Consider the following 14,426-nt stretch of genomic DNA (forward strand, 5'->3'; position numbering starts at 1 on the left):
TAACCTCCCCTTAAATTTACGCCACTTTCACCATTCGCCAAAAGTGTAGATGAATTCTGGCTAACCCCAGCAAAAAAATTTAACCTAACTGGGATAACAAAAAGGCAACTTTGGCATTATCTTCTAACACATCAGCCAGATAAAAAGCGTGATGGATGTCCTTGCCGACAGTAACAAATCCGTGGCGCTTAAGGACGGCGGCTTTGAGATCGTTATCCTTAAAGGCGTTAATGACCATCTCCGCCAGCTCTATTGAACCAGGTTCAGCATATTCGACAATCCCTACCCGGTTCAGGCCCATTTCGGCGGCCGCTGTAACCACCGGCAGCTCTCCCCTCGCCGTAACATATGCCGTTGCATACGCCGAATGGCCGTGGACTACGGCCTGAACGTCGGGACGGACTTTCATAATTCCCAGATGAAAGCGTATTTCCTTTGAGGGTTTGCCCTCACCCGCCAGAATATTGCCTTCAAGATCAACAAGAACAAAATCTTCGGGACCTACATCGCCCAAGGATTTGCCGCTGGTTTTAATAAGGACTTGGTCCGGATGCCCCGGAACGCGGGCGCTGGTGTTGCCACTGGTAGCCGACGTAAGTCCGCGGGCAAAAATCTGCCTGCCGACCTGTACCATTTCCTCCCGCAGCCGGGCCACTGCATCTAAATCAATCATTTTATTTTCCTCCCAACCTTGCCCACAGGTACAAGCCGGCCTTTCAGCCCGGCTTGTACCTTGAGCCAAGGGTTTACGCAAGTACTATGCCCTCTCGGGGAAATCGCGATTTTCCACCTTGAAGGGGAATTTCTTAACTTCCTCGATAAACGCGGCCAGGTGTTCAGCTTCCTTCTCGAAGAGTTTCAAGCCTTTCTCGGGAGTACCCCGGAAGGGGTTGCCGATGGTGGCGTGGTCGGAGTATTCATGGTGTTCCATGGGGACGATGATGTTTTCGGAACCGCGGAACTTAACGGTTGCCGTACCGTCGATCTTGGAGAACTCAGGTCCCATCCACCGCGGGGCATGGGCGCGGTCGTTTACCGCCCGGCTCATGTCTACCAGCTCGATGTTGTAGGCCATTACCTGAGCCGTCTCCATCTCACCGGCGTGCCAGCCCGGGGTTTCCTCGGGAGGCCCTTCGAGAATGCCTTTAACTACTTCGCATTCCCTCTCGGTGGGCGTCTTGTACCAGGCTACAAAAGCCCCGGTGTGGTAACGGAGTTTGCGCAGGAGCTCATCGATGGGTTTGGTATTAGAACCATGGTGGGATACAAAGACGATCTTGTTGGCGCCGTGGAAAATCAAGCTGCGAGCGATATCATGGAGCACGCGACGGAAAGTTTCGGCGGCAAGGGTGATGGTGCCGCAACCTTCCCCGACTTCACCCATGTGATGGGGAGAGTAACCGAAGGGTAACAGCGGAGTATGAGGAACATTGGCCAGCTTGGCCGCCCGCTCGGTAACGGAAATGGTGGTAAAGCTGTCCGTTCCCAGGGGTACGTGGGCGCCGTGCTTTTCACAGCTGCCTACCGGTACGAGAACGGTGTCGGTTTCCTTAAACCATTCCTGGGCGTCAACAAAGGAGCATTCCAAGAGGTTGTGTCGTTTGGCCATTTTAGCAAACCTCCTGCCAGTATTTATTTTAATAAAGATGATTCTCTGACCTCGAGGTGGGTCGCCAGAACGGTAACCGGCGGCACCTTCCGGCCGGCAAGGAGCTCGGCCAGTACCCGCATGGCGGTCACCCCCAGATCATAGACTGGAACTGCCACTGTAGACAAAGCCGGCGTTATAAAGGAGGCGAGGGGAATGTTATCAAAACCTACCACAGCGACGTCTTCCGGTACTTTTAGGCCTTTTTCCTGCAAGGCTTTAATTGCGCCGATAGCCATAAGATCATTATGCGCAAAAATTGCCGTTATCTTTTCCGGCCCCTGCAAAGGTAGCTTCCCTACGGCCTGATAACCGCTGTTAAATTCAAAATCCCCTTCGACAATCCAAGCGGATTCGATAGCTATTCCTTCGGCCTCCATAGCGCGACGGTAACCTTCCAGGCGGTCCCTGGCCGTTGTTGAAACGGCGGGTCCGGTTATCGTAGCAATCCGCCGGTGACCTAGCTTTATTAAATGTTCAACCGCTTCCTGGGCGGACTGCACGTTGTCTACCTGTACCGCCGGCAGATCGGCTTTATGACGGCCAATGACCACCGTGGCTATCTGGCCATGATCGAAAAAGTGCTCCCGGCTGGCGTCTTCAACGGCGCCGCCGCCGGTAAAAATAACGCCGTCGACCCTCTTTTCCCTAAGGACGCGCAGATACGCCTTCGTCCGTTCCCGGGAACGGTCGGTATTGCATAGGATAACCGTATAGCCCTTTTCATGGGCTACGTCCTCCACTCCCCGGACGATCCCAGGATAGTAAGGGTTGGCAATGTCCGGGAGGATTAAACCGATGGTCTTGGTTTCATGCAGCTGCAGGCTACGGGCCATGGCGTTGGGGTAAAAGCCAAGTTCTTTGATGGCTGCCAGAACGCGCTCCCTTGTCTCGGGGCTGATAGGATGCCGGCTGTTGTTAAGGACGCGGGACACAGTTGTCACGGAAACACCGGCGTGTTTTGCTACGTCTTTTATCGTCACCATCGGCCTTTACCCCCTTTCGGAAAACGTTTTCCTCGTCTTTAAATTTATCATGGTTTAGCCCCCTATGTCAACAAGAAATATCAAAACGTGAACTTTTTCTTTTGGCAATCGTTTTCCGTATGTTTTTTAAAACATGGTAAACGTTTCCCTTTTTACAAATACCCAGGTTAATCGACAAATCTTCACATACCGCGCCGTTTTTTGCCCAAAAAAATCGCCCCGCGCTCTTCTTACAACGCGGGGAGATTGCCCTCCTAGCGCAACTGCCTGGCCACAAAACTGAGGTGCTTACCCATTGCCCGGCGGGCCGATTCCGCGGCTCCGGAAACGATGGCCTGTACAATCTCCCGGTGCTGCTCAAAAAGAAGACGGGCGTTCTCCGGATCCGAGTAAAGGCGATTACGCTTGTTGGCCAGAGTCTGGGTAATGGTGTCGGCAATGGTGTACATTAGGCGGGAAAGTATAGGATTATGGGACATACCGGCAATAGTCAGGTGGAATTTGACATCCGTATCCTCCTGAAGGTAACCCCTGACCAGTTCGCTGTTCATCTGCTGAACTATTTCCACCAGTTTTTCTTTTTCTTCGGTCGTGGCCCGCTGGGCCGCCAGGTACGCCAATTCCCTTTCTAAGATTTTCCTGGCTTCAAGCAAATAAATCGTTTGCTGTTCCTCCAGCAGCATGGCCATAACCAGGGGTTGTACTATATCGCAATTCTGCACTTTACGGACGAAGGTCCCTTCCCCGGGTTTTACCTCTAAAACGCCCATGGTAGTCAGGGCACGGATGGCCTCCCGGACGGAGGCCCGGCTGACCCCCAGCTTCTCCGACAGCTCCCGTTCCGAGTAAAAACGGTCCCCGGGCATGAGCTTGCCTTCGCTCAGGGACTTTTTGACCTGCTCGACTATTTCTTCATAAATTTTTTTCGTTTTGATTGGCTGCAGTTCCATCGTCCCTACCTCGTATGTTTTTTTAGATTATTATCGCATTATTTTAGGGCGATGGCAACTGGCTGTATATGGAACCTTAAAATTAAATTGTAATCTTAACCGAGCTTTACATAAAAACTGATCTCCTCATTAAATAAAGAATAAAGCGGTTGATAATCAATAATGAACACACCTGGATTAACCTGTTCGGTGTATCCGGGTAAGGAAAATAAAAAGCCAAGGAAGCAGCTAAAGAAAATTGCTTCCTTGGCAGAAGAATTTCGACCCCAGGGGGGAAAGGGCCGTCTTACCATTTTAAGCCATAGCTTCCAGCAGCAGCCGCCCCACTTCCGAGGGCCTCTGGGCAATTTTTACGCCTGCTGAACTTAAGGCACTTTCTTTGCTCTGGACCGAACCGCGGCCCAGGGTCATAATGGCGCCGGCATGGCCCATCTTTTTTCCGGGCGGTGCCGAGCGTCCGGCGATAAAGGCCACTGCTGGTTTGGTAAAACCGCCCGCCTTCATGAATTCGGCTGCATCTTCTTCCATGCTCCCGCCTACCTCGCCTATAATCACTATGCCCTTGGTATGTTCATCTTTCTGGAAAAGGTCAAGGACTTCGGTAAGGGTGGTACCGGGAACTGGATCACCGCCAAGACCTATACACGTGCTAATACCCAGGCCGGCGGCCACAATATGCGAGCATACCTCGTTAATCAAGCTGCCGCTACGGGCGACCACACCGATATTGCCGGGTTGGTAAACATAAGACAGCCATACGGGTATAAAACCTAGCATGGCTTCCCCAATGGTAGCCATACCAGGATTGTTGGGGCCGATGACATAAGCCCCCGTCTCCTTGGCATAGGTCCTTACTTCCATGGCGTCCTGGACCGGCAGGCCGTCTACCAATAAAACCACCAGCTTCAGACCGGCCTCTAAGGCCTCAAAGGTGGCATCTTTAGCAAAGGGCGGCGGTACGAAAATTACCGACGCTTCCGCGCCATGTTTATCCACTACTTCGCGTACCGTATTATAGACCGGCACGCCGTGTACCACGGCGCCGCCTTTTCCCGGGGTAACGCCGCCTACAATGTTAGTACCGGCTGCCAGCATCCGTTCCGTCCAAAAAGTGCCTTCATTACCTGTTATGCCCTGCACTACAACCCGTGTTTCCTTCGACAAGAGGATTCCCATCTCTTTAACCTCCTGCTAATTTTACGGCTGCCCGGACCGCCTCTTCCACATTGGTATAGGGTTCGAGGCCCACTTCTTTACGTAAAATCTCCCGGGCTTCTTCTTCCCCTGTTCCGCGTATCGAAGCTATGATCGGTTGAGGGGGTTTTAGTTCTTTAATAGCCTGGGCCAGACCCTGGCTGATTACATCGGCCCGGGCCACCAACCCGAAGGTGTTGATCAGAATTACCTTGACATCGGGGTCTTCTAACACGAGCTGCATGGCATAATAGGAATTTTTATAGGTGGCGCCGCCGAATTCCAGGAAGTTGGCCGGCTTGCCGCCATAATAGTTAATCAAATCCAGAACGGTCATTGTCAGGCCGGCACCGGTACAAAGAACGCCGATATTGCCGTCCAGCTTTACGTAACCCAGACCGTACTGGGCCGCGCGATATTCCCGCTCGTTATCATATCGCTCCGGCCCTTTAACAATATCCTTCTGGCGGAAAAGGGCGCCATCATAGATATTTACCTTGGCATCGGCCGCCACCATCTTACCGTCGCCCGTAACGACCAAAGGATTGATCTCTGCAAGTTCCGCGTCAAAGGACCGGAATACGCGGTAAAGTTTAAGGAGAATATCGGTAAAATTGTTGGCATCCTTGCCTTCCAAACCAAGCCGGTAAGCTATCCGGCGGGCCTGGAAGGGCATTAGGCCGCGGAAAATGGGAACTGTTTCCCGCACAATTTTCTCCGGCGTTTCCCGGGCCACTTCTTCAATATCCATACCCCCGGCCGCACTGGCCATAATCAAGGGCGAAGCCTTAACCGGGTCGATGGTAATGGCAAGATAGAGTTCCCGGGCAATGGCCAGCTTTTCCTCAACTAAAAGTTTGCTTACCGTCTCGGCTTTGAGCTGGCTGCCCAGAATGGCCGCTGCGGCCTCCCTGGCCGCTTCGGGGGTGGCGGCAAACTTGATGCCGCCGGCCTTGCCCCGCCCTCCCTGTAAAATTTGAGATTTAATTACTACTTCCGACCCCAGCTGTGCGGCGGCCTCTGCCGCCGCCTCAGCTGAAGTTATCATCATTCCCCGGGGAACAGGGATCCCCATTTTCTTAAAGAGCTCTTTGCCTTCGTATTCATACAATTTCATCTTGGCATTACTCCTTTGACATGAGGGCATAACCTAACTCAAAGGCCTTTTTGTTCTCCTCATGGAAGCGGGGTATTCTTTCCAGCATGGCCTTCAAGATATTCTCTTTATCAACCAGCCCCGTCATCATCCTGGCCATGGCACCTAAAACGACGGCATTGGCATAGAGTTCCCGCCCCAGCTCCTTTACGGCGGTATCCCGGGCCGCCAGGGGTATTTGTTTGATCGGCAGAGAAGCATCCGGCTCAACGTAAGCCGGGTCGTATATTACCGTACCTTCTTTGACCAGGGAAATAAAGCGATTATAGGCCGCCTTGGAAAGAGCGACAAAATAATCCGGGTTCTCCACCACCGGGCTATCGATAATGTCCGAGGCCATAACCACCTGGGTTCGGACATAGCCGCCCCGGGTTTCCGTCCCGTGGCTGACAAGCATGGTTGTATTTAAACCCTGGTATACGGCCGCCGTGCTGAGGGTCTGGCCAATGCGGACCACTCCCTGACCGCCGAAACCGCTCACAAGCACTTCCGTCCGTTTGGCCATCAGCTATACCTCCTTTGGATCTCTGCGACCCATGTCCTCATATAATTGGAAAACTCGGGACGGCTATTGCTGGCATCATAGTAAATTCCAGTTCGGAAGGCAAAGTCCTCAGGACCCTTTTCGTGTAAGCTACAGGTATGCTCTTCAAACCATTTATAAATCTCTACCGGTTTCCGCGTTCCCAGTGCCCGTTCCGCAAAATTCGTAACGCAAGGATACGGCATATGCACCAGGGAAAAACCGTTGTTCATGATGGCCTTTTTGATGGCCTCCACCGCTTCCTGGCCCTGGAGGCTGGTATAGCGGGCCAGAAATGTAGCGCCGGCCTCGCGTAAAATATTGAGCACGTCCCGGCCTTCCTGGGTCCAGTTGGGCTCGCGATTACCATAGGGGCTGCTGTCGGTACGGTATCCCTGGGGCGTCGTCCATCCGTATTGGCCGCCTGTAGACTGGTAACCCAGGTTGTCCAGAACTATAACGGTCATGCCGACATTACGCCGGGCGCAGTTTAGCAAGTGAAGGAACCCAATGCCAAAAGCGTCACCGTCACCGACGGTCATGATAATTTTTTTGTCCGGCGGCAGGGCCATTCTGAGCCCTGTGGCAATAGCGTAGGCCCTACCGTGGGTACCGGCAAAATTGTCACCCTTCCAGGTGTTAAAGGTCTGCCGACCGGCGCAGCCGATGCCGGTTCCCCAAATTACATCGCCAATGTCTAAGCCCAGCTCATCAATGGCCTTGACGACTTTTTTATGAGCCTGACCCAGGCCGCAACCACTACAGGCAGTGCTGGGTATTTTTCGGGGTCGCAGATATTTAGTGGCCAAATAATCCATTTTACCACGCCTCCCATTCCCATTTGCGCGCTTTAATTTCTTTACCTGCTAGCAACGCCTGCATCATTTCTTCCAGTTCGGCCACCGTCGGCAACTCGCCACATTTACCAAAGAAATGGACTTCGCTGCCTTTGGGCATGGCCCGCTGCACTTCCCGCACCAGCTGGCCGTCATAATTTAATTCCACACTTAAATACTTGGCCTGCACCTTAAAAATCTCGTCCGGGAAGGGCCACAAGGAGATAAGCCTCAAAGCTCCGACCTTCATTCCTTTCTCCCGGGCCTGTTTGACGGCGCTGATAACCACCCGCGAGGGACTACCATAAGCCACCAAGATTAGTTCGGGGTTATCGTCGACAAAATAAGATTCATAGCGGGTAATTAGGTCTTTATGGTTTCTTACTTTATAAATTAAGCGATAGGCATGCTTATGTTGGAAATCTACTTCTTCGGTATCGTAACCTTCCGGCGTCGGTGTCCAGTCGGAACAGGCCGCTCCCGTGTTGTGGCCAAGAACCACCGGAGGAATGTCAATTTCATCGGTAGCGGGATAAAATTCCGGTCCTTTATTAATACGGCGTGGAACAACTTTCAAACCCATAGCTTCAACTTCTTCCGGCGTCTCCGGGATGCTCAAACTCTCCCAGCCGTCGGTAACCAGCTGATCGGCAAGGATAATAACCGGCATACGGAAACGTTCGGCCAGATAGAAGGCCTCGACGGTTATAGAAAAGGCCTCCTGGACGCTATTGGGGGCCAGGACAATTGTCTCATAATTGCCGCCCTGGGTAGGATAACGGCTCATGTAAAATTCGCCCTGTCCCGGAGCTCCGGTGATCCCGCTCACAGGACCGACCCGCTGGGCATTGACTACTACCAGCGGAATTTCGCTGCCCAGGGCCCAGCCCATGGGATCGGCATAGAGGATAAAACCCGGCCCAGAGGTGGCTGTCATGGTCTTTAAACCACCCAATGAACCGCCGATACAGATATGCAGGGCCGTCATTTCGTCTTCGGCCTGGACGTAATACCCGCCCACCTGGGGTAAGCGCCGGGACATATTTTCCGCGATTTCCGTAGCCGGGGTGATGGGGTAACCGGCGAAAAGCCTGCACCCGGCTATAATAGCTCCTTCCGTGATAGCGGCATTGCCAGTATCTAACGTTCGTCTCATGTCATTCCTTCCCCCTATACGTTTTTCTCTATGCTAATGGAAAAGTCAGGGCAAACAAAGAAGCATTTCAGGCAGCCGATGCATTTCTCGGGGTGTACTGCGACCATGGGCTTATAACCGCGGTCGTTAAAGTAATTAGCCGGTGCAAAGACACCCAATGTACAGACGTGGGCGCAATAGCCGCATTCTTTACAACCGTTACCATCCACTTCAACGTAAAATTCACGCAGATCGCAGGCCAGGCATCTTTTGGCTTCTTTTTGCGCCGCCACGGTATCAAAACCCAGTTCTACACCGGCAAAGCTGTGCAACCTATCCCCCAAGGGAATAACAGGTACATATGTCCGCGCGGTAGGAGTTAGAATTACTTCCGGTTCGTTTGCGGCAGACTTTTCTAATTCATATCCGTTGATCTTGCCTTCGCCGCCGAGGAATTTATCGATGCTAACGGCCGCCCTTTTGCCCTGGGCGATAGCTTCGATAATCGAGGCAGGACCGCTTACTACATCGCCCGCGGCAAATACACCTTCTTTATTTGTTGCCAGGGTTTCTGCACATGCCTTTAACTGACCGCCCTCGGCAACTTCCAATCCCCAAGTTGCCGGCACTTCCGGAGCCTGACCGATGGCCACAATAACCGTATCGAATATGTTGCTGAATTCACTCCCGGCAACCGGAACAGGTTTTGGCCTGCCGCTGGCGTCCTTACCCTTAAGCTCCATCCTCTGGCAGGTAAGGTTTAGACTTCCGCCCACCTGGTCTATGCTAACCGGAGCGGCCAGGAACTCAATCCGCACACCTTCTTCTAAAGCACCGTTGATTTCTTCCTCACTGGCCGGCATTTCCGCCCGCGTACGCCGGTAGAATATGGTTACTTCCTTGGCCCCCAAGCGCCGGGCGGTTCTGGCGGCGTCGATGGCCGTATTACCACCACCAATAACGGCAACCTTTTTCCCAATGGAAACCGCTTGACCGCCGTTGACTTCCTCCAGGAAGGCCAGGCCGTCCTTAACACCAGGCAAATCCTCACCGGAGATGCCCAGTTTACTGGTCTTCCAGCTGCCGCAGGCTACCAGGACGGCATCATAATCTTTTTTAAGCTCGTCCAGGGAAGTAACCGGGCTGTTAACCCTGATCTCCACGCCCGCTTCCTTGATAGCCGCAATTTCCTTATCTAAAATTTCCCGCGGCAGGCGGTAAGCCGGAATGCCATAACGCATCATACCGCCCGCTTCAGGCTTGGCCTCAAAGACCGTAACCTGATGGCCGCAACGGGCCAGATAATAGGCTGCCGTCAACCCGCTGGGACCGGCGCCGATGACGGCCACTTTTTTGCCTGTTGCCGCCTTGGCGTTTGCCCCTTCCTTGCAGCCGGCTTCAACAGCTCCTTGTTCAGCAGCAAAGCGCTTGAGCAACCTTATGGCTACCGGAGCATCCAATTGGTTGCGAGCGCACTTGCTTTCGCAAGGATGCACGCAGGCATAACCGCAGATAGCTGGAAACGGTATACTTTCTTTAATGACTTCCAGCGCCTTTTGAAGTTCTCCCTGCCGGATATATCTGACATAGCGCGGTACATCTACGCCCGCCGGGCAGGCCTCCTTACACGGGGCTAGCTTACAATTTAAATCTCCCATGAGTCTCTTGCCAACTCCTTTCTATCGTTTAAGCCTTTGTCATTTTTTAGGGAAACGAAATGATTATTTTAATAAAACCTGTCTTCACCTCCCGTCTTCATTCTAAACATTAGTTTAAAGCTTTGTAAATGAAATTGTATTTATAATGATATTAATGGGTTTTATTCTTTTATAGTTTATAAATCCCAGTCAGGCTACCAATAACAGCCACTGTTAACATAACACATATAGCCGCTGCAATGGTCATAATTACACCTACTTTAGCAAACTCTTTTATGGTAAAGTAACCGGCACTATATGGAATAACATTGGTAGGCGTTTCTGTTACCAAAATAAACGCCAAGGACATTGTAAAGGCGGCTGGAGCGACAAGTGTCCAAGGATTGCCCCCCAGATCTTTAGTTAAAGTTATAACTAGTGGAATTATAATTACACCAGTCACACTATTACTCGAAAAAGCGATATGGAGAATGGCTACTATCAAAGAGATTGCTCCGATTCTCAAAATGGGATTAATTTGCGAGGCCGGACCTAAAAGAATCCAAGCTAACCAACGTGCTGCACCTGTATCATAAATGGCCATTCCCAAAGAAACGCCACCTACAATTAAAATAATGCTGTCCCACGAAATATCTTTTTCAGCCTCTTTCCAATTCATCACACCAACGCCTGGTAAAAACAGCAGTATTCCGGCCAAAATAGCTATATATTCATCTCCATAAGGAAAGCCGCCTAAAAACTTATACGGCTGAATAAAAGGACGGGTTATCCACAGTAAAACAGCTATTCCAAAAATAACTAAAGTCTTTTTTTCAGTTATGGTGAGGGGACCTAATTTGTTAAGTTCTTCTTTAATATGTTGAACGCCGTAGGGTAGTTCTTTAATTTCTGGAGGATAAATTTTTATGAGAATAACCCAACCAACTATAGCTAATAAGAGGGCAGTAGGTACACCTATTGTCATCCAGCCGGGGAAGGTGAGCACATACCCCGTCATCTCCCTCAACATAGTCATAGCCACTACATTCGGACCGCAACCTACCGGTGTCCCAATACCGCCAAAAAGGGCTCCCCAGGCACACCCCATAAGAAGGGCCCGACCGAAATTGCTTTGCAAGGGTTTTGCATCAATTTCTTGTAATAAAGCTACGGCTAGGGGGGTAAGCATGGCCGCCACGGCGACGTCGGTAACCCACATGGAAATAATAGTTCCAACCAAAATAAAACCTAACACTACTCGTTCTGTTTTAGTCCCTATCTTTGTTAAAAGAATTAAAGTTAGTCTCCTTCCCAAGCCGGAATTTACAAAAGCCGCACCCAGCGCTAAAACACCCAAGAAGAAGACAAAAAGAGTATCGCCGAAACTTGTTTGAATTGCTTTTTTAAAGTCATAGATTCCATATACAGGTAAAAGCAAGTTGGCAATTAAGACAGTTACCGCGAAGGGAATGGCTTCTGTCATCCATAGAATAATGCAAAATATTAAAATTCCAATAGCAGTCTTACCAGCCATTGTAAGCGGAATTTCCTGACCGTTGCGCACAAGGGGTTGGGGAGAAGGTATAAAATGTATAAATAACATCGCTAATATGGCAATAATAAATATAATAATTTTTGTATATTGATTATTAACCGCTTGTTTATTAATCATTGTTTGTCTTCCAATAGAAGTCATTACTTTTCCCTCCTTAACTCACTAAATTTCTCTTTATAATCACTTATTATAATCACTTACACGTCTTTTGGCATAAATGGTTTATCCCCTCCCCTTCACAATGTTCCTTGAGGTAACATTCCCTTTCCGATGTTATTTTAATATACCTCATTTTGAATTTTACCGTTTACTCTTTCTTCAAGCAAATCAATAAAAGTTATTAACCTATAAATATCCTTTATAAGCTAATAGCCGCATTCCTCTCCTACTAAAAATATATAAAACTCCGGGTTCCCCTTAGGGCACATCTCAATAATGGTCGTTACCCGGCACGATTTATCCGGTAAATTACACTCAACGCAATGACCGGCCACGGCACAGGCCTTGCCCCAGTGACGACGGTGGGAATTCAAGGGGGTAGCCACATCTTTGATCCGTCGCAGACCTGCTTCTACATCACGTACGATTTTATTGATGCCGGCAACCAATATAGTCTTTTTAGGGCCAAAGATCATGGCCGCCACCCGGTTACCGGTAAAATCGATGTTAATCAACCGGCCATCCAAAGTGATGGCATTGCAACCGGTCAAGAATACGTCGCAGGTGAGCTGCCGTCGACGGATGGCCAGGTCCTCTTCCTGAGAAATCCCGGGAATCCAATGATCAAATATTTCATGTCCCCGGTTTTTTATTTCTTCGATCAGCCCCATCTTGCGAATAGTTACCGACCCACCTATTCCAACAGTAGCGCCACTAGGAATAAGGTTTAAAACCTGTTCCCTGGCATCCAAGGCTGTTTTACAATAACTCGCATGAAAGCCCCTCTTTTTTAATGCCTCTATTACTCTGGCGGCCACTTGTTCATGACGCCAAATTATGCTTTGATCAAAATCGGTAAATATGGTGGCCATTGCTATGCCCCTTTCATATTATTATTTATGCGGATTTAAAGCATACTAAGAAAACGAGTCTTATTTACCCGGCAAAACCTAAGAAATTTTTCTGCAACCGGGTGCAGACGGTGTTTGGGATAAATTAGGTTGATGTTGCGACATAGAGATAGCCCTTCAATGTTTACTTTAGCAAGGGTTTTTAACTCTACCTCTTTGATTATCACCCACTCAGAAAGCACAGAAACACCGAAATTAAGCTCAACCCACTTTTTGATGGCTTCATGGTTGTTTAATTCCAAAAAGACATTTAACTTAGCCGGTTCAAAGCCTTTTTCTCTCAAGGCGTTTTCCCAAAGCTGCCGGGAACTGGAACCAACCTCCCTGAGGATAAATCTTTCTTCAAAAAGTTCATCAGGAGCAATCCTCCCCCGTTCAGCCCAGGGATGATCGCTATTAACAACTAATACCAGGGTATCTGTTAGCCAATTTTCGCAAATTACTTTCTTGCTGTGGCAGTCCCCAGCTACCAGAATAATATCGCAACGTTCTTCGTTAAGGGCTCGAAAAATTTCTTCTCTATTACCGAGGCAAATGGCTATTTCGACTTCAGGATATTCTGTCTTAAAAAAGCCGATAATCTGTGGTAATATATATTCTGCTATGGTATAGGTCGCGCCGACGCTTAAACGGCCATGGATAATACCTCCCAACTCTTTAATATCGGCATAGGCATGATTATAAAGATCAATAATCTGGCGCGCATACTCATAGAGCTTCTGCCCGGCCGGCGTAAGCCGGACATATTTATTGTCGCGATTGAATAACTTAACCCCATAATGTTTTTCCATATTATGGATTTGGGCGGTGACCGCTGGTTGCGTTAAATGGAGTTCCCGGGCAGCAAGGGAAAAACTTTTCTTCTCGACCACGGTTACAAAAGTGAGAAGCTGGCTGTCCACGGGATACACCTCACTTTGTATTACCTTAGTAATAATTCGTCACAGCCCTCTTTTTTCCTTTTCAATTTGATTAAAGGGGGTCTACAGTTTGCCCGGCTTTTTGTTATGGGTACCTGCATCCCTGGCCGTTTTGCTGGCCGCTTTGCTCCAGGGAATTACGGGTTTTGGCTTCGCCTTGATCGCCGTTCCATTATTGTTATTGGTTTTTGACGCCCACACGGCAGTGATTTTAAACCTTCTCGTCTCTTTTTGCACCCAATTAGCCCTAAGTTATCGGGTACGAAAGGAAATAATCCACTCTCTCCTTATGAATCTCTTTAAAGGCAGCCTTTTGGGCATCCCCATCGGTTTATACGTCTTTACACATTTTAACGTCAAGGACCTCAAAATATTAATCAGCATTTTAACTATTATCTTTGCCCTAGTTATCTTCAAGCTAAAATCTATAAAAAAAATAACCCAAGAAGAAAACCCTTGGGCAGAACGCCTTATCGGCAGCCTTTCTGGATTTTTGAGTACGAGTACCGGCATCGCCGGACCTCCAGTAGTATTGTTTTTAAATTACCGGGATCTAAGGAAGGACAAATTCCGCGCTACGGCTTCCGCCTACTTCACCCTGTTGTACGGTGCCAGTCTTGCACTCCTAATTCTTTTTAGAAACGTCAATACCCACATCGTTCTCAGCGCCATTTCCCTTCTACCGCCGGCCTTCTTGGGCAGCTATCTGGGGATATATCTTTTTCCACGCGTTTCCCAAAAACATTTTTATTACAGCGTACCTTTAATCGTGATTGCTACCGGCCTGTACTCCTTGCTAACCTCTATACTCTAAAA

Annotated in this window: 14 protein-coding genes; 1 reads left to right on the forward strand and 13 read right to left on the reverse strand. The window is 49.5% G+C overall.

What is annotated here, in order from left to right; translation table 11 throughout:
- Nucleotides 1–79: 79 nt before the first annotated feature.
- The 13 genes from MHFGQ_RS12505 to MHFGQ_RS12565 form a co-directional block, all read right to left on the reverse strand.
- Nucleotides 80–673 (reverse strand): class II aldolase/adducin family protein, encoded by a 594-nt coding sequence (locus MHFGQ_RS12505; protein ID WP_106005402.1) that lies wholly within the window; start codon nucleotides 671–673, stop codon nucleotides 80–82.
- Nucleotides 674–757: 84 nt separating this feature from the next.
- Nucleotides 758–1,609: a creatininase family protein gene (locus tag MHFGQ_RS12510; RefSeq protein WP_106005401.1), complete on the reverse strand. Its 852-nt coding sequence runs from the start codon at nucleotides 1,607–1,609 to the stop codon at nucleotides 758–760.
- A 23-nt stretch (nucleotides 1,610–1,632) separates the two neighbouring features.
- Nucleotides 1,633–2,634 carry a LacI family DNA-binding transcriptional regulator gene (locus MHFGQ_RS12515; protein WP_106005400.1) on the reverse strand — a complete coding sequence of 334 codons (1,002 nt, stop codon included), beginning with the start codon at nucleotides 2,632–2,634 and terminating at the stop codon, nucleotides 1,633–1,635.
- Between the two features lie 254 nt (nucleotides 2,635–2,888).
- Nucleotides 2,889–3,584: a FadR/GntR family transcriptional regulator gene (locus tag MHFGQ_RS12520; protein ID WP_106005399.1), complete on the reverse strand. Its 696-nt coding sequence runs from the start codon at nucleotides 3,582–3,584 to the stop codon at nucleotides 2,889–2,891.
- A gap of 294 nt (nucleotides 3,585–3,878) precedes the next feature.
- Complete coding sequence (gene sucD / locus MHFGQ_RS12525; protein ID WP_106005397.1) at nucleotides 3,879–4,760, reverse strand: succinate--CoA ligase subunit alpha; 882 nt, start codon at nucleotides 4,758–4,760, stop codon at nucleotides 3,879–3,881.
- 4 nt (nucleotides 4,761–4,764) lie between these two features.
- Nucleotides 4,765–5,895 carry an ADP-forming succinate--CoA ligase subunit beta gene (gene sucC, locus MHFGQ_RS12530; protein WP_106005396.1) on the reverse strand — a complete coding sequence of 377 codons (1,131 nt, stop codon included), beginning with the start codon at nucleotides 5,893–5,895 and terminating at the stop codon, nucleotides 4,765–4,767.
- Between the two features lie 7 nt (nucleotides 5,896–5,902).
- A complete protein-coding gene (locus MHFGQ_RS12535; protein ID WP_106005395.1) occupies nucleotides 5,903–6,439 on the reverse strand; it encodes a 2-oxoacid:acceptor oxidoreductase family protein in 537 nt (178 codons plus the stop codon).
- On the reverse strand, nucleotides 6,439–7,275 hold the full coding sequence (locus tag MHFGQ_RS12540) for a thiamine pyrophosphate-dependent enzyme (protein WP_106005394.1): 837 nt from the start codon (nucleotides 7,273–7,275) through the stop codon (nucleotides 6,439–6,441). The genes MHFGQ_RS12535 and MHFGQ_RS12540 overlap by 1 nt, the downstream gene beginning before the upstream one ends.
- A gap of 1 nt (nucleotide 7,276) precedes the next feature.
- Entirely contained in the window at nucleotides 7,277–8,449 is a 1,173-nt protein-coding gene (locus MHFGQ_RS12545; RefSeq protein WP_106005393.1) for a 2-oxoglutarate ferredoxin oxidoreductase subunit alpha, read from the reverse strand.
- Nucleotides 8,450–8,463: 14 nt separating this feature from the next.
- Complete coding sequence (locus tag MHFGQ_RS12550; RefSeq protein WP_106005392.1) at nucleotides 8,464–10,086, reverse strand: FAD-dependent oxidoreductase; 1,623 nt, start codon at nucleotides 10,084–10,086, stop codon at nucleotides 8,464–8,466.
- Nucleotides 10,087–10,255: 169 nt separating this feature from the next.
- Nucleotides 10,256–11,761, reverse strand: a complete 1,506-nt coding sequence (locus tag MHFGQ_RS12555; protein ID WP_106005391.1) for an SLC13 family permease — start codon at nucleotides 11,759–11,761, stop codon at nucleotides 10,256–10,258.
- Nucleotides 11,762–11,985: 224 nt separating this feature from the next.
- The gene (locus MHFGQ_RS12560) at nucleotides 11,986–12,651 is read right to left on the reverse strand and encodes a lactate utilization protein (RefSeq protein ID WP_106005390.1); all 666 of its coding nucleotides are present in this window, start codon (nucleotides 12,649–12,651) and stop codon (nucleotides 11,986–11,988) included.
- Nucleotides 12,652–12,686: 35 nt separating this feature from the next.
- Nucleotides 12,687–13,592, reverse strand: coding sequence for a LysR family transcriptional regulator (locus MHFGQ_RS12565; RefSeq protein WP_146127134.1), 906 nt, complete (start codon nucleotides 13,590–13,592; stop codon nucleotides 12,687–12,689).
- Between the two features lie 88 nt (nucleotides 13,593–13,680).
- On the opposite strand from MHFGQ_RS12565, the gene MHFGQ_RS12570 reads away from it, so the two are divergent.
- Nucleotides 13,681–14,424 (forward strand): sulfite exporter TauE/SafE family protein, encoded by a 744-nt coding sequence (locus MHFGQ_RS12570; RefSeq protein WP_106005388.1) that lies wholly within the window; start codon nucleotides 13,681–13,683, stop codon nucleotides 14,422–14,424.
- Nucleotides 14,425–14,426 lie beyond the last annotated feature (2 nt).

Origin of the sequence: Moorella humiferrea (assembly GCF_039233145.1) — a bacterium.
In the GTDB taxonomy this organism is placed as follows: domain Bacteria; phylum Bacillota; class DSM-521; order Neomoorellales; family Neomoorellaceae; genus Neomoorella; species Neomoorella humiferrea.

What these genes read in the sequence shown, in the direction of transcription:
- MHFGQ_RS12505 (WP_106005402.1), bottom strand. Translation starts at nt 673, where the DNA reads ATGATTGATTTAGATGCAGTGGCCCGGCTGCGGGAGGAAATGGTACAG.
- MHFGQ_RS12510 (WP_106005401.1), bottom strand. Translation starts at nt 1,609, where the DNA reads ATGGCCAAACGACACAACCTCTTGGAATGCTCCTTTGTTGACGCCCAG.
- MHFGQ_RS12515 (WP_106005400.1), bottom strand. Translation starts at nt 2,634, where the DNA reads ATGGTGACGATAAAAGACGTAGCAAAACACGCCGGTGTTTCCGTGACA.
- MHFGQ_RS12520 (WP_106005399.1), bottom strand. Translation starts at nt 3,584, where the DNA reads ATGGAACTGCAGCCAATCAAAACGAAAAAAATTTATGAAGAAATAGTC.
- sucD (WP_106005397.1), bottom strand. Translation starts at nt 4,760, where the DNA reads ATGGGAATCCTCTTGTCGAAGGAAACACGGGTTGTAGTGCAGGGCATA.
- sucC (WP_106005396.1), bottom strand. Translation starts at nt 5,895, where the DNA reads ATGAAATTGTATGAATACGAAGGCAAAGAGCTCTTTAAGAAAATGGGG.
- MHFGQ_RS12535 (WP_106005395.1), bottom strand. Translation starts at nt 6,439, where the DNA reads ATGGCCAAACGGACGGAAGTGCTTGTGAGCGGTTTCGGCGGTCAGGGA.
- MHFGQ_RS12540 (WP_106005394.1), bottom strand. Translation starts at nt 7,275, where the DNA reads ATGGATTATTTGGCCACTAAATATCTGCGACCCCGAAAAATACCCAGC.
- MHFGQ_RS12545 (WP_106005393.1), bottom strand. Translation starts at nt 8,449, where the DNA reads ATGAGACGAACGTTAGATACTGGCAATGCCGCTATCACGGAAGGAGCT.
- MHFGQ_RS12550 (WP_106005392.1), bottom strand. Translation starts at nt 10,086, where the DNA reads ATGGGAGATTTAAATTGTAAGCTAGCCCCGTGTAAGGAGGCCTGCCCG.
- MHFGQ_RS12555 (WP_106005391.1), bottom strand. Translation starts at nt 11,761, where the DNA reads ATGACTTCTATTGGAAGACAAACAATGATTAATAAACAAGCGGTTAAT.
- MHFGQ_RS12560 (WP_106005390.1), bottom strand. Translation starts at nt 12,651, where the DNA reads ATGGCCACCATATTTACCGATTTTGATCAAAGCATAATTTGGCGTCAT.